The following is a 13,948-nucleotide window of genomic DNA, read 5'->3' as shown; positions in this document are numbered from 1 at the left end:
TAAGAAGGGGCTCTTTATATAATATCACTGCTCTGACTAATAACACCGATAACGAATAGCGGTTAGGTCAAAAAACAGATCAGGATCGCTTAGTCATCGTATAGGTGCTTATACTCTTCGAACACTTCGTAAATAATTTTTCTAAACCATTTATGAGCTTCGTCATGTTGATAACGGTCGTGCCAAATCATAGAGTAATCAAACGATTTAGCTTCAAATGGCAAATCATACACTTCTAAATTTGGTGAAATCTCAGCGAAGTCTTGTGCGAAAAGCTTAGGCACGGTTAACAATAAATCACTATTGCGAACGACTGCAGCAGCAGGTACAAAGTTTGGTAATGTAACTGCTACTTCACGTTTGTGCCCCAACTTAGTCAGTGCACGATCAACCGCGTATTGATGACGACGACCAAGCACAACTTGCACATGCGGCGCTGCTAAATAACCTTCTAAAGTCAAAATGCCATTAGTGATATGCGGGTTTCCCTTTCGAGCTAAGCACACCATTGTATCGCTTTTTAGCCGCATTCCTTTCACACCAGCCGGTGGTTCCTTAGACAAAACGGCAACCGCCAAGTCAATCTCGGCATTACCCATATCACTTACCGTGCTCTCATCCCAGCTTTTAACTTCCAATACGGCATGAGGGGCTTGGGCGCGAAAAGCCTCCAAAAGTTTTGGCAATACCGTCAATGAGCCAAAATCCGTAGTCGAAAGTACAAACCGACGCGTAGATTGCTCTGGAATAAACTCAGACGGTTGAATTAAGGTCTCTAGCGCCTCCATCATCTCTTTTAACTGTGGCGCAAGCTGATCCGTGCGAGCAGTCGTAGAAAGACCGTGAGAATTACGTACAAATAACGGATCATCGAACACCTCTCTCAAGCGAGAAAGAGAACGACTTACTGCGGGCTGCGATACTTTTAAACGTGAAGCGGCTTTCGTCACATTTTTCTCTTCAATTAGAACGAGATAAATATACAAAAGATTCAAATCTACATCGCTTAACTTAACTTCTGTCAAAGAGGTTTCCTCTTATTATTTTATAATTATTCAATAGGAGCGAATCAGAGATCGTAAACACCTAGTTAGGCACAGTATGGAAGCTTAGTCACGCTAGAAGACTAGCACAGAGCCCAAGGTCTTCCACTCTAATTAATGTCGCGAATTTGTTTCGAAGTCATTCCTAACAGATAGAGAATGCCGTCGAGTCCCAAGTAGCTAATCGGACTAGGGGCTTGCTCGCGCACAATGGGTTTAGCATGAAGAGCAACCCCTAACGAAGCACGGTTGAGCATCAATAAATCGTTAGCACCATCGCCGCAAGCAATGGTTTTAGTCCAGTCGACATCGTACTTCTCGACTAGCGAGGTAAGCAGAGTTTCCTTACGTATTCCATCGACAATTGGACCAATATGCTTGCCAGTCAGCACACCATCAACAACCTCTAATACGTTGGCATGAACTTCGGTCATGTCATAATCAGCTTTAACTCTATCTGCAAAATAGGTAAAACCACCCGAGAGTATCGCCGTCTTCCAACCGAAACGATTAAGCGCTGACATCAATACTTTAATACCATCCATGTGAACAATACGTTCATATACCGAATCCATCACTTCACTGCTTAAGCCATTTAGTAAGCTTAATCGTTGTGTAAAGCTTTCAGTAAAATCGATCTCACCTCTCATCGCGCTGGCAGTCACCGCCGAAATCTGCTCACCGATTCCCATCTCTACCGCAAGCTCATCCATCACTTCAGCTTTGATTAACGTAGAGTCCATATCAAACACCGCTAACCCTGCATCTTCGATAGTGTGTGTAGCCAACTGCAGAACATGGTCAATTCCGGTGACATTGGCTTTCTCAAGTAAGGCATCTTTCAGTTTCGAAGCCACTTCCGTCGACAACGGAGCACTAAGGTCGTACCTAAAAACGTCGAAATTATCGCTATCATCAGACAACCTAGTTTGACCAAACTCAAGCGATTGACTTGAAAGCCATGCGTCGAAAGTAATTTGATAGGCTTCGTTAATGCGGCCAATTAATGTAATAGAGGGGGACATGCTAACTCCTAGTTATTCTTGGGGACAACTATAACAAATAAGACAACCGCTAAGAATATTCTTACCCGTTTTAACAAGAAGTTATCTCTCTCCCTAAAGAAAAACCAAACATGCCGATATAATCAGGCTATATTTGTTGAATTAATGTTATATTTTATAAAAATCCTGATGTTAAAAGGAACCGCAAGTAAACACGATGTTATCTGTTCTACAAAATAAGCTCTCTGCAATGATCATTACATTGACCACATTCATCATTTTGATCGTTGTGGCGGTGGCCGTCTTCTGGAGCACAATGACATCTGCATTAGACAATTATCTCAATCAACAAACTGAAGTTCTAGGCAATAGCCTTGCAACACAAGCCGCATTTAACGCAACTCAATCAATCCTAACGAACGACCTCCTGAGTCTCAATGTACTGTTGAATAGACTTGTAATAGACGAAAATATTTTAAGCGCACGCGTCTATAACAAAAAAGATGAATTGCTTGCAGAGGCAAGCAGTAACGGCAGTACCTCATCACCTTCTAATGATTGGCGGCCTGCAGAGAACCAACGGGTATATAGCTCCTCTGTCAAATTCAGAGACGAGATCGTTGGGCATGTTCTCATTACTCTGGATAAAACTCCCGCTCAGCAAACATTAACCCATTTAAATAATTTGCTTATTGGTGTTGCCATTTTTATCACTGCGCTGGCAACACTCGTTGTCGTTTTAGTCACAAAATGGCTATATGCTCCAATATATCAGGTCATCGATGCGCTACAAGCAATGAAACACGGAGTCAAAGACGCGCCCTTACCGGGAAAAACATACGCTGAAGCCAATGAACTCACTGCCGCGTTCCATTCTGTCAAAAGCTTAGAATGGCAACTGCCTAAACCGCCGGAACCAGAAGACGTATCAGAAAAAGTTGAAGAGTCGCAGTTCGAGATCGATTTTGAAAGCATCATCGAGGCCAAAGAGAAAGAAACCTGTGTATTGTATTTTGAGTTTTGCAGCTTAGATACTTGGCACGAGTCACTTTCGCCTCTAGAGGTAGCCAACTTACTGACTCCGATCTACCGCGCCCTATTCAGAGCCAGTGAGAACTATCAAGGCATAGTCCATCAATATAAAGGGAATTCTGTACTCGTGTTCTTTAAAACAATGAACTGCGACGACAGTATCTATATGAATGCAGTCTGTACAGGCCAACTCTTCATCGGTCTGATGAAACACTTACTAGAAAGCGACTTATACAAAGACACGCCAACTCTTAACTATCATTTGAGCTTGCACTCCTGCAATGATGAACTATCAGAACTGGCCGATAAAGAGGCGTTTGATACTGAGAAGGCAAACAGTCATTTAGCCGAACTTGATGCTTACGACTCGCTGGATATATACAACACGCTTTTGCTGGATGAGAAAATGGTTACCGTTCCCGACTTTCAACATAGGATTGTCACCAGTCTACCTGAGGTTGTAGAGATTGAAGGTGAAGAGAAGCTTCTATATACCTTAAAAGGAATCTCAGAGCGTTATCAGCAAGTCATTGACGATACAATAGAAACACTCAACGAAGAAGATAGCGATTCCGTTGTGTGAGATAAAGCCCGCCCTATCGCACACCGTAACTCAACGACAAATATTGAACGACAGGTACAAAAAAGCCGCTAGAAAAATCTAACGGCTTTTCAATCAAAGTAGTTCTATCGAATTAGTTCTATTAAATTAGTGCAATCGAACTAGTAATCGAGCTGAATAACATCATCCAAAGACAAACCTTGCTTGTCCAGCATCAGTCTAAGTTTGCGTAACGCCTCAACTTGAATTTGTCGAACTCTTTCTCGCGTTAAGCCAATCTCAGCACCGACATCTTCTAGCGTGCTGGGTTCGTAGCCACGTAAACCAAATCGACGAGCAATGACCTCTCGCTGCTTTTCATTTAAGGCATCTAACCAACCATCAATACTGTTGAGAACATCCCCTTCTTGACGCTCATCTTCAGGGTTAGAATGTTGCGTATCAGGAATAACCTCAACAAGACTTTTATCGCCTTCGCTGCCGCCAAGAGGAGAATCAATAGAGCTAATTCGCTCATTCAAACTCAACATTTTTTGAACGTCCTCAACAGGACGATCTAGTTTATCCGCAATTTCTTCTGGGCTCGGCTCATGGTCAAGTTGCTGGGTCAATTCCCGAGCAGCCCGAAGGTACACATTGAGCTCTTTGACAACGTGAATCGGTAAACGAATGGTTCGAGTCTGATTCATGATTGCACGCTCTATGGTCTGTCTTATCCACCAAGTCGCGTACGTTGAGAAGCGAAAGCCACGCTCCGGATCAAATTTTTCAACAGCCCTGATAAGACCTAAATTACCTTCTTCAATCAAATCCAGTAATGATAAGCCTCTGTTCAAATAACGCCTTGAGATCTTTACAACGAGCCGTAAATTACTCTCAATCATTCTTTTGCGTGCTGCCTCATCTCCTTTTAAAGCAAGTCGTGCAAAATAAACTTCTTCTTCTGCCGTTAACAGTGGTGAAAAACCAATTTCACTTAAATATAGCTGCGTAACATCTAACGATTTGCTGTTATCTTCGTTGCTGTAACGAGCACTGACTGCAGAATCGAATTCAGTAGTGTCTTGGCCTTCTTCAAGGTCAAGTTCCAAATCAACATTGTCTGCAAGTGTAGTAACTAACTCAGTCTTTTCCATTTCAGTCGCTTTCATGCCCCCTCCTCACCCAACGTAGCGTCGTTATCGTTTGGGTAATACGTTTAGTGGATTCACTGGTTGACCGTCTTTACGCACTTCAAAATGCAATAAAGGTTTCTCGCTTCCTTTCCCGCCGATAATCGCAAGAGAATCTCCTGCTCGGACACTTTGTTGTTCTTTCACTAATATACGTTCGTTATACGCATATGCGCTAAGATAGATTTCATTATGTTTGATGATAACAAGCTTACCGTATCCGATCAGCCCACTACCCGCATACACAACAATGCCATCTGCTACTGCTTTTACATGGTGACCTTTTGTTCCCTTGATGTCTATACCTTTACTACTAACACCACTGCTTGAAAAGCCCCGAATCACTTTTCCATCCACTGGCCACAGCCACTTTTCAACTTTTTTCGTTATCTTCTTATTATTTGACGGCAGTTTTTTAGCAGAGTTCACTTTTTTTACATTTTTTACATTCGAGCTCGCTTTTGTTGAACTAGAAGCCGTTTTTTTAGTGGTTTTACTAGGCTTAACCGTCTTTTGAGGGGGCGTTGTTTTTGTAAGTGCTTTTCGTTTGCCGATTAATCGGATTTTCTGATTTGGGTAAATCACATAGGGGGAGTCAATCTTGTTTAAAGCAGCGACCTTGCGATAATCCAAACCATACTGAAACGCAATGGCAAACAGCGTATCGCCGCTTTGAACCTTATGTATGCCCGTCGCAGGCATAGGCGTGACCTGCGGCCTAGAAGAAGCATTCGTTCGCGAATTTGAATTTTTATCGGGGTAATGAAAGCTGTCATAGGCGCACGCAGACAATAGCAAACTTGCTATTGTCACACTAATAAAACGCTTTAGAGCGTTTCGTCGCTGTTCGACCATGAGCAACGTGATCAGAATCATTCACCTACAACAAAAGTTACGGTTAGTTTATAGCCTGTTAATTTTCGTTAATTTATGCGATTTGAGGCGAATCGCACTATAAAAACGGAAAAAAGACCGAGTAAAAGTACACATAACGGGCCAAGGAAATCACCAAACATTGAGTAATGCTCAAGATTCCAAGGTAATAATAAGGCCTCAGATACTGGAACCTGCTTATCGCCTACAACCATCACGTCGGTAACTTCTTTCCAAGGCCATACTTTCACAAGAGCACCTAACATGACTCCAGTCAACATCGCCATGCTCAACTCTCGATAACGATTTAACGTCCAGTTTAATAGTTTAGAGAAGCTTAGCAAGCCGACTAACGCACCGCAGCCAAAGACAGCGATCACCACTATGTTAAATTCCTTAATCGACAGCAAAATATCGCCATACAACCCCATCATCAAAAGCAGGAAACTCCCCGAAATTCCGGGTAATATCATTGCGCAAATTGCGATCATCCCTGCAAAGAAAACGAGCGATAACGAAAGGCTAATATGCATGGGGACCAACATGGATAGAGACGCGCCAACAACAACCCCAACAAACAAACTCAGTACATTCTTACGAATGTACAAATTAAACTCTTTAGCAAGCATCCAAGCTGATGCCAAAATCAAACCAAAGAAAAAGCTCCAAACCCAGATTGGATAATCTGACAATGCATGCGTAATAATGCCTGCAAGAGAAACAATACTCGTTAGAATTCCCGCAGCGAGCACAAGCAAAAAGCCCAAATCGAAATGCTGCCACAACCCTTTAATATCACCTTTAAACAACATGATAACACTGACTTTATTCACGCCACTTAACGCATGAATTAATCGATCATAAATCCCCACAATAAAGGCAATTGTCCCGCCAGAAACACCGGGGACAACATCAGCTGCGCCCATCAATACGCCGCTTAAATACGTTTTAAGCCATTTAGGCATCTTCTTTTCCTTCTAACATAGGTACAAACTGCGCTGGAGCAAACTCCAAACGACGCCATTTTTCTCCCGTCTTTTGCCAGCAGCCAATAGAGGGGGTTTCATCTTCAATCGGCATGATAAGAATACCGCCTTCTTTTAGTGAATTTGTTAAGGCGTGAGGCACCTTAGAGGCCAAAGCTGTGACAATGATGGCGTCCATAGAAATATTGGTTGGCCACCCCAAATGCCCATCACCATGATGAAACTCTACATTTGAGACCCCAAAATTTGCGAGACGTTTCATCGCCAGATCTAATAGCGCCTTTTGACGCTCGATAGTGTGCACTTTATTAAATAAATTCGCCAAAATGCACGTCTGATAGCCAGAACCTGTCCCTATCTCCAAGACACGTCCGCGTCTTGCATATTGAAGCAGCCATTCCGACATCCTTGCGACCGTCAAAGGCTGGCTGATTGTTTGATTTTTACCAATTGGGAGCGGTGTCGGAGAGTAAGCTAAGTGAGAAAAAGCGGGCTCAACAAACTCATGACGAGGCAAACTTGCCATAAGCTTTAATATATCTGGTTGATGAATACCAGATTCTTGTAAGTACGCCAACATAGACGTGGCTCTGGGCTCTGTTTTTCGCACTAACTCATTCAATACCGACGTCATATAGAAATACTGCCTGCCCAATCGTCCAACGTTGACAACACTGAATGACAGGTCATGTCAGCATGAATTGGTGTGATCGAAACATAGCCATTTTTAACAGCATCAAAATCCGTTCCGGAGGCGGCGTCGTAGGGCTCTGACAAAGCACCAATCCAGTAACTTTCTATTCCTCGGGGGTGCTGAGCAGAAACCGCAGGTTGAGCAGAGTGCCGATGACCCAAACGCGTAATTTTAATACCAGACAAAGACTCATAAGGAAGGTCTGGGACATTAATACTTAGAATAATCTTAGGCGGTAACGCAAGAGAGTGACTGTCCGTGATTAGCCTTTTAAGTAAAAGCAGCGCCACCTTCGCAGCGGTATCAAAATGTGTATTTCCAACAAGAGATACCGCTAACGCTGGGCGTCCAAGGTGTCGTGCTTCTAGCGCTGCTGCGACGGTGCCAGAATATATCACGTCATCACCAAGGTTAGGCCCATGGTTAATCCCAGATACAACCACATCAAATTCAGAATCTTCAATTACGCCTGACATACCCAAGTTGACACAGTCAGTTGGCGTACCGTCAACGCGGTATTGCCCTTCTCTAACTTGAACAGGTTGTAAAGGTCGGGTTAGGGTTAGCGAATTGCTCGCTCCACTGCGATTACGATCCGGTGCAACAACCCTTGTGTGATATTCTGAGGACAATGTCGCTGCAAGCGTTTGAATGCCTTGCGCATCTAAGCCATCATCATTCGATACTAATACTTTCACCTACGTTCCTCTCGCCCCTTACTTCTCTCGTATTGGGAGCAGTCCTCAAGCAGAATAAGTTCTCGCATCACGGTCGTCGCAAACGCCCCTTTAGGCAATTCAAACTGTAAAATGAGATCCTCTCTAGGTGTTTCTATGTCATCACCAGAGCGCTTGCTCTGAAGCAATTCCCACGCCATATCCACAGGAATGATTCGCGTGAGACGATCTTCACGACTACACTCAAATGTTAAGAAACCTTTATATAAATCAGAATGTTGATCGATGATTTCTTGTATGACTTTAGCCCGTATCTCACTCGTTCCTTTTTCCCAACCATCACTCAACAAAGGGTGAATGGGGGAGCATTTACCTGTTCTTAGAGCTAATAGTGTTTCATTTGAAAGCGCTTTAACGCGACGCTGTTGATTCTGTGTGGAGTATTGCATGATATCGCCAACATAAAGGCGCTCCCATTGACCACTTAGAACCTGCCGATGCAAACTCTCATTGAAGAACCAAGAGCGGATAGCGGATAACCAAAAGCCTTCTGTTTTGCTTAAGCGACGTTTACTTTGCCGTCCGCGTCCAACAAAACCCAGCCCATGTTGCAAATTATTGCCATCAATGCCAAACCGCTGTGCGCCGAAGTAGTTGGGAACACCAAAACGCTTAATCAACTCAAGCCGCTCTAAAAACTGATCACTGTCTTGACGCTCTAATTCCCGCACTCTAAGCACGAAACGGTTGCCTTTATGCCCGCCTGTCTTTAGTTTCTTCGAATGTCTCACTTCTTTTAGGACACGAACTTGTTCGGGCATTCGAAACACGTCCGACAAGGTAGACAAATCTAATTGCTTTCCCAAAACATGCAAACAGAACCACTGCCTTGTACACGCATGACGATCTTTGACTCCTGCGTAGGATATTTTGCTCACAGATATATCAAAAACTTGCGCAATACGCTTCGCGAGATAATCGGTATTTACACCGACCTTCTCTATCAATATATATAGGAACTCTCCCGCTCCAGAAGGCTCAAAGCCCAACAACTCCTCAACATAGAAGTCTTGAGGGTAAACTTTAAGCTTCCCTTTGACGGTTGGGGCGCCCCAAGCATATGACCAATCTGTTCTCAAAGTGTCACTCAGTTCTGTGTAATTGCGGCTTTCTTTGCACTCTGTGTATTCTTCCATTACACATCCGCTTTATATAATAAGGCGACAGCCTCAACCGCGATGCCTTCCTTGCGCCCTACGAAGCCTAATTTTTCTGTTGTGGTGGCCTTTACATTTACGCCTTCAATATCAACACCAAGATCCTCGGCGATATGAGCACGCATCTCATCTATATAAGGTCGCATTTTTGGCGCTTGTGCCATGATGGTTACGTCAACATTACCGACTTTCCAGCCTAAGTTTACAACACTGCCATAGGCGTGCTTCATCAGCATCCGACTGTCCGCTCCAGCAAATTCTTCTTCTGTATCGGGAAAGTGTTTTCCAATATCTCCTAATGCAGCCGCACCAAGCAAGGCATCAGTCAGAGCATGAAGCACAACGTCACCATCAGAATGAGCGATTAAGCCGCTTTCATAGGGAATGGTAACACCACCTAAAATAACATGATCTCCTGGTCCAAATTTGTGAACGTCAAAACCATGACCAATACGAAAAGGTGTCATATATTCTCCAAGTAATAGCGAGTATAAATACGCGTCAGGTACGCGCTTAACGAAGAACCGCTCTCGCTAACATTAAATCATCAGGCGACGTTATCTTAAAATTGAGTACGTCGCCCTCTATAAGCGCAGGCTGCCAGCCCAACCTTTCCATAGCCGAGCTTTCATCTGTGATCAATGCGCCGTCTTGAACCGCTTGCTCTAACGCTTTTTTTAATGCACCAACAGGAAAACATTGCGGTGTTTGAGCCTGCCAAAGAAGACGTCGATCTAACGTGGAGTGAATCGTCGCATTTCCCTGTTGCTGTTGTTTAATGGTATCTCTACATGGCAAGGCCAATATGCACCCAAACTTGCCATCATGGCTAAGAATTTTATCGAGTGCCGTTTGAGGAAGTAGAGGACGCGCAGCATCATGAACCAAGACAGATTGATGTGGCGTAACGCCATGTTGATCCAACAAAAAGGACAACCCATTTTGCACGGTTTCAGACCTCTCAGACCCACCAACATACGAATGAACATTAGAGTGTTCCGCCCAAATAGAGTCTTGCCAATAAGCGTCATTGGCACCGATACCAACGGCGATTCCCTCGATATCTTTGCGCTCTATAAATACCGAAATAGTTCGGTCTAAGACCGTTTTTCCCGAAATGTCTAAATATTGCTTAGGGCAATCAGATTGCATTCTTCTCCCAACACCCGCTGCGGGAATAACAACCCAAAATTTCTTACTCATTTTTCGACCATTCTATAGAAGGTTTCCCCTTCTTTGATGTACTGCAGCTCCGCTCTAACATGCTCTTCAACCGCTTCTTCACCTTGCCTTAAATCGCTCACTTGCGCTCGCAAGGCATCATTGCGCTGCCTAAGCCTATCGTTAATACGCTCTTGATATTCGACTTGCTTAGCCAACTCTTCCTGCCGTTTAATTCCTTGATCGCCAAAATAAAGGCGATACGACAGGACGCAGACTAGGATAAATAACGTAATAAGAATAATGCGCTGGGTCATAAAGAAAATAATACTGTTAGAAGACGTCCATTATTCATCGAAAGTAGATCAAAGAAAATAAAAAAGGGAGAACAAATGTTCTCCCTTTTAAAATCAGAACGAAATTACGCCTGACCTTTAATCTCAGAAAGACCGTTATAAGGTGCTTTTCCACCCAATTGCTCTTCGATGCGAAGCAATTGGTTATACTTAGACACACGATCAGAACGGCATAAAGAACCTGTCTTAATTTGACCAGCAGCCGTACCGACAGCCAAGTCAGCAATCGTAGCGTCTTCAGTTTCACCAGAACGGTGAGAAATAACGGCAGTGTAACCTGCTGCTTTCGCCATTTTGATTGCTTCAAGCGTTTCGGTCAAAGAGCCAATTTGGTTGAACTTAATAAGGATAGAGTTACCAATTCCTTCATCGATACCACGCTTAAGAATCTTAGTATTCGTAACAAATAGGTCATCACCTACTAGTTGAATTTTATCCCCAAGAATCTTAGTTTGGTAAGCAAAGCCATCCCAATCAGACTCGTCTTGACCATCTTCAATCGATACGATTGGATATTCTTCACACAACTCAGCAAGGTAATCAGAGAACTCTTCAGAAGAGAACACTTTGCCTTCGCCTTTCATGTTGTACTTACCATCTTCATAGAATTCAGAAGAAGCACAGTCCATCGCCAAGGTGATGTCTTTACCTAACTCATAACCCGCAGCTGCAACCGCTTCTTTAATGACAGCAAGCGCTTCGGCATTAGAAGACAAATCAGGAGCGAACCCACCCTCATCACCAACTGCAGTATTTAGACCGCGAGCGGTTAACACTTTTTTCAGTGCGTGGAAAATCTCAGCACCGTAACGTAGCGCTTCACGGAAGTTTGGCGCGCCGACAGGCTGAACCATAAACTCTTGAATATCGACGTTGTTATCGGCATGCTCACCGCCATTGATGATATTCATCATCGGCACAGGCATAGAGAACTCGCCAGAGGTACCGTTTATGTCAGCAATGTGAGCATACAATGGTACTTTTTTAGAAACCGCCGCTGCTTTTGCAGTTGCCAAAGAAACCGCCAAAATAGCGTTCGCGCCAAAAGTAGATTTGTTTTCAGTTCCATCCAGATCAATCATGATCTGATCAAGCTCTGCTTGCGCCGTTGCGTCTTTACCGATTAAAGCGTCACGAATTGGGCCATTTACTGCAGCAACCGCCTTTAAGACACCTTTACCTAGGTAACGGCTCTTATCTCCATCACGTAACTCTAAAGCTTCACGAGAACCGGTAGAGGCACCAGAAGGTGCACACGCTGATCCAAAAGCGCCATCCTCAAGAAATACGTCCGCTTCAACAGTTGGATTACCGCGGGAGTCCAGTACTTCTCTGGCCTTAATATCAACGATTTGACTCATAACAAACCCCTTTATTTAGATGAACCTTCATAAAAATGAAATAGTCACAAACACCTGTTTGCAAAAGTTATTTTTCTTTTCCTGCGAACTTCAGTGCAGCATGAACAAATGCACTGAACAGGCCGTGTCCATATCGAGGTGTAGAAGTAAACTCTGGGTGGAACTGACATGCCACAAACCAAGGGTGATCTTCAATTTCCACCATCTCGACGAGAGAGCTATCGGCTGAACGACCAGAAATCGTCAAACCCGCTTTCTCTAACGCTTCAAGATAATAGTTGTTTACTTCATAACGATGGCGATGACGCTCACTGACAACTGGCTTGCCGTAGGCTTCGAATGCTTTCGTGCCTTCCACCAAGTTACAGTCCTGAGCTCCAAGGCGCATTGTTCCACCAAGATCGGATTCCTCTGACCGGATTTCTTTGGAACCTTCTGCGTTAGTCCATTCAGTGATCAAACCAACGACGGGATTCTCTGTTTTTAAGTTAAATTCCGTGCTGTGTGCACCGGAAAGATTTGCTACATTTCGAGCAAATTCGATGACCGCTACTTGCATACCTAAACAGATACCTAAGTAAGGGGTTTTATTTTCGCGAGCATACTGAGCAGTACGAATTTTACCTTCAACACCACGCTCACCAAACCCACCAGGAACCAAAATTGCATCCATTCCTTCTAGAATAGACGTTCCTTCTTCTTCCACTTTCTCTGAATCAATGTAGTGTAATTTCACTTTCGTGCGAGCATGAATACCAGCATGATCCATTGCTTCAATAAGAGACTTATAGGCATCCAAAAGCTCCATATACTTACCCACCATAGCAATATTAACTTGCTTTTCAGGGTTAAGCTTAGCTTGAGCAACTTTATTCCAAATGCTGAGATCGGCGATATTGCCATCTAGGTTGAAACGATCAACGATTAAGCTATCCAACCCTTGATCCGCTAACATTTGAGGGATTCTATAAATGGTATCCGCATCAGGCAGCGATATTACTGCGCGCTCATCAACATTAGTAAACAAAGCAATTTTCTTACGCTCTGGCGCTTCAATGCTTACTTCAGAACGACATACTAGGACGTCTGGCTGAATACCAATCGAACGCAACTCTTTTACGGAGTGCTGAGTTGGTTTTGTTTTAGTTTCACCCGCAGTACGGATGTAAGGAACCAGTGTCAAATGCATGAACAAGGCACGATGCGAACCAAGTTCTACCTTAAGTTGACGAACCGCCTCAAGGAAAGGTTGAGATTCAATATCACCAACCGTACCACCAATCTCAACCAAAGCAACGTCCGCGCCTTCTGCACCAGCAATAACGCGACGTTTAATTTCATCAGTAATGTGTGGGATAACCTGAACAGTACCACCAAGGTAGTCGCCTCGACGCTCTTTTTTCAGAACATCTTGATAGACACGACCAGATGTGAAGTTATTACGCTTACTCATGCGAGTTGAAATAAAGCGCTCATAGTGGCCTAAATCCAGATCCGTTTCTGCACCGTCATCAGTCACATAAACTTCACCGTGTTGAAATGGGCTCATTGTACCTGGATCGACGTTAATGTATGGATCCAGCTTTAGCATGGTAACTTTCAGACCACGCGATTCAAGGATTGCAGCAAGAGATGCCGATGCAAGTCCTTTACCTAGAGAAGAAACCACGCCGCCTGTGACGAAAATATATCGTGTCGCCATGTGTTATTAGCCCGCCTTAAAATGTATAGAATCGATTGAAATTGAGGTACTTGATAACGCACCTTCAGGACGGGGGGAAATGATAGCATTGAGGGGCGTTTTGCTCAA

At 43.8% G+C, this 13,948-nt stretch carries 14 protein-coding genes; 1 reads left to right on the top strand and 13 read right to left on the bottom strand.

Annotated features, from left to right (window positions below):
- Nucleotides 1-89: 89 nt before the first annotated feature.
- Nucleotides 90-1,025 (bottom strand): LysR family transcriptional regulator, encoded by a 936-nt coding sequence (locus tag MARME_RS05995; protein WP_013660365.1) that lies wholly within the window; start codon nucleotides 1,023-1,025, stop codon nucleotides 90-92.
- A gap of 128 nt (nucleotides 1,026-1,153) precedes the next feature.
- Entirely contained in the window at nucleotides 1,154-2,068 is a 915-nt protein-coding gene (gene serB / locus MARME_RS05990) for a phosphoserine phosphatase SerB (RefSeq protein WP_013660364.1), read from the bottom strand.
- Between the two features lie 196 nt (nucleotides 2,069-2,264).
- Here serB and MARME_RS05985 point away from each other — a divergent pair, with 196 nt between their 5' ends.
- Nucleotides 2,265-3,662 carry an AhpA/YtjB family protein gene (locus MARME_RS05985; RefSeq protein WP_013660363.1) on the top strand — a complete coding sequence of 466 codons (1,398 nt, stop codon included), beginning with the start codon at nucleotides 2,265-2,267 and terminating at the stop codon, nucleotides 3,660-3,662.
- A gap of 140 nt (nucleotides 3,663-3,802) precedes the next feature.
- On the opposite strand, the gene rpoS is transcribed toward MARME_RS05985, so the two are convergent.
- The 11 genes from rpoS to MARME_RS05930 form a co-directional block, all read right to left on the bottom strand.
- Nucleotides 3,803-4,792 (bottom strand): RNA polymerase sigma factor RpoS, encoded by a 990-nt coding sequence (rpoS, locus tag MARME_RS05980; RefSeq protein WP_013660362.1) that lies wholly within the window; start codon nucleotides 4,790-4,792, stop codon nucleotides 3,803-3,805.
- A 27-nt stretch (nucleotides 4,793-4,819) separates the two neighbouring features.
- Nucleotides 4,820-5,689, bottom strand: a complete 870-nt coding sequence (locus tag MARME_RS05975; RefSeq protein WP_013660361.1) for a peptidoglycan DD-metalloendopeptidase family protein — start codon at nucleotides 5,687-5,689, stop codon at nucleotides 4,820-4,822.
- Nucleotides 5,690-5,736: 47 nt separating this feature from the next.
- Nucleotides 5,737-6,651 carry a DUF368 domain-containing protein gene (locus MARME_RS05970; RefSeq protein WP_013660360.1) on the bottom strand — a complete coding sequence of 305 codons (915 nt, stop codon included), beginning with the start codon at nucleotides 6,649-6,651 and terminating at the stop codon, nucleotides 5,737-5,739.
- The gene (locus tag MARME_RS05965) at nucleotides 6,644-7,306 is read right to left on the bottom strand and encodes a protein-L-isoaspartate(D-aspartate) O-methyltransferase (protein ID WP_013660359.1); all 663 of its coding nucleotides are present in this window, start codon (nucleotides 7,304-7,306) and stop codon (nucleotides 6,644-6,646) included. Before MARME_RS05965 ends, MARME_RS05970 begins: the two co-directional genes overlap by 8 nt.
- The gene (gene surE, locus MARME_RS05960) at nucleotides 7,303-8,064 is read right to left on the bottom strand and encodes a 5'/3'-nucleotidase SurE (protein ID WP_013660358.1); all 762 of its coding nucleotides are present in this window, start codon (nucleotides 8,062-8,064) and stop codon (nucleotides 7,303-7,305) included. The genes MARME_RS05965 and surE overlap by 4 nt, the downstream gene beginning before the upstream one ends.
- A complete protein-coding gene (gene truD, locus MARME_RS05955; protein WP_013660357.1) occupies nucleotides 8,061-9,239 on the bottom strand; it encodes a tRNA pseudouridine(13) synthase TruD in 1,179 nt (392 codons plus the stop codon). The genes surE and truD overlap by 4 nt, the downstream gene beginning before the upstream one ends.
- The gene (gene ispF / locus MARME_RS05950) at nucleotides 9,239-9,727 is read right to left on the bottom strand and encodes a 2-C-methyl-D-erythritol 2,4-cyclodiphosphate synthase (protein ID WP_013660356.1); all 489 of its coding nucleotides are present in this window, start codon (nucleotides 9,725-9,727) and stop codon (nucleotides 9,239-9,241) included. Before ispF ends, truD begins: the two co-directional genes overlap by 1 nt.
- 46 nt (nucleotides 9,728-9,773) lie before the next feature.
- Nucleotides 9,774-10,463: a 2-C-methyl-D-erythritol 4-phosphate cytidylyltransferase gene (gene ispD / locus MARME_RS05945; protein ID WP_013660355.1), complete on the bottom strand. Its 690-nt coding sequence runs from the start codon at nucleotides 10,461-10,463 to the stop codon at nucleotides 9,774-9,776.
- Nucleotides 10,460-10,738, bottom strand: coding sequence for a septum formation initiator family protein (locus MARME_RS05940; RefSeq protein ID WP_013660354.1), 279 nt, complete (start codon nucleotides 10,736-10,738; stop codon nucleotides 10,460-10,462). Before MARME_RS05940 ends, ispD begins: the two co-directional genes overlap by 4 nt.
- Before the next feature lie 104 nt (nucleotides 10,739-10,842).
- Nucleotides 10,843-12,138 carry a phosphopyruvate hydratase gene (gene eno / locus MARME_RS05935; RefSeq protein ID WP_013660353.1) on the bottom strand — a complete coding sequence of 432 codons (1,296 nt, stop codon included), beginning with the start codon at nucleotides 12,136-12,138 and terminating at the stop codon, nucleotides 10,843-10,845.
- A 67-nt stretch (nucleotides 12,139-12,205) separates the two neighbouring features.
- Entirely contained in the window at nucleotides 12,206-13,840 is a 1,635-nt protein-coding gene (locus MARME_RS05930) for a CTP synthase (RefSeq protein ID WP_013660352.1), read from the bottom strand.
- Nucleotides 13,841-13,948: the final 108 nt, after the last annotated feature.

Origin of the sequence: Marinomonas mediterranea MMB-1 (assembly GCF_000192865.1) — a bacterium.
GTDB classification, from domain to species: Bacteria; Pseudomonadota; Gammaproteobacteria; order Pseudomonadales; family Marinomonadaceae; genus Marinomonas; species Marinomonas mediterranea.
Note: the sequence above shows the minus strand (reverse complement) of the source record. Positions and strands in the feature narration are given on the sequence as shown.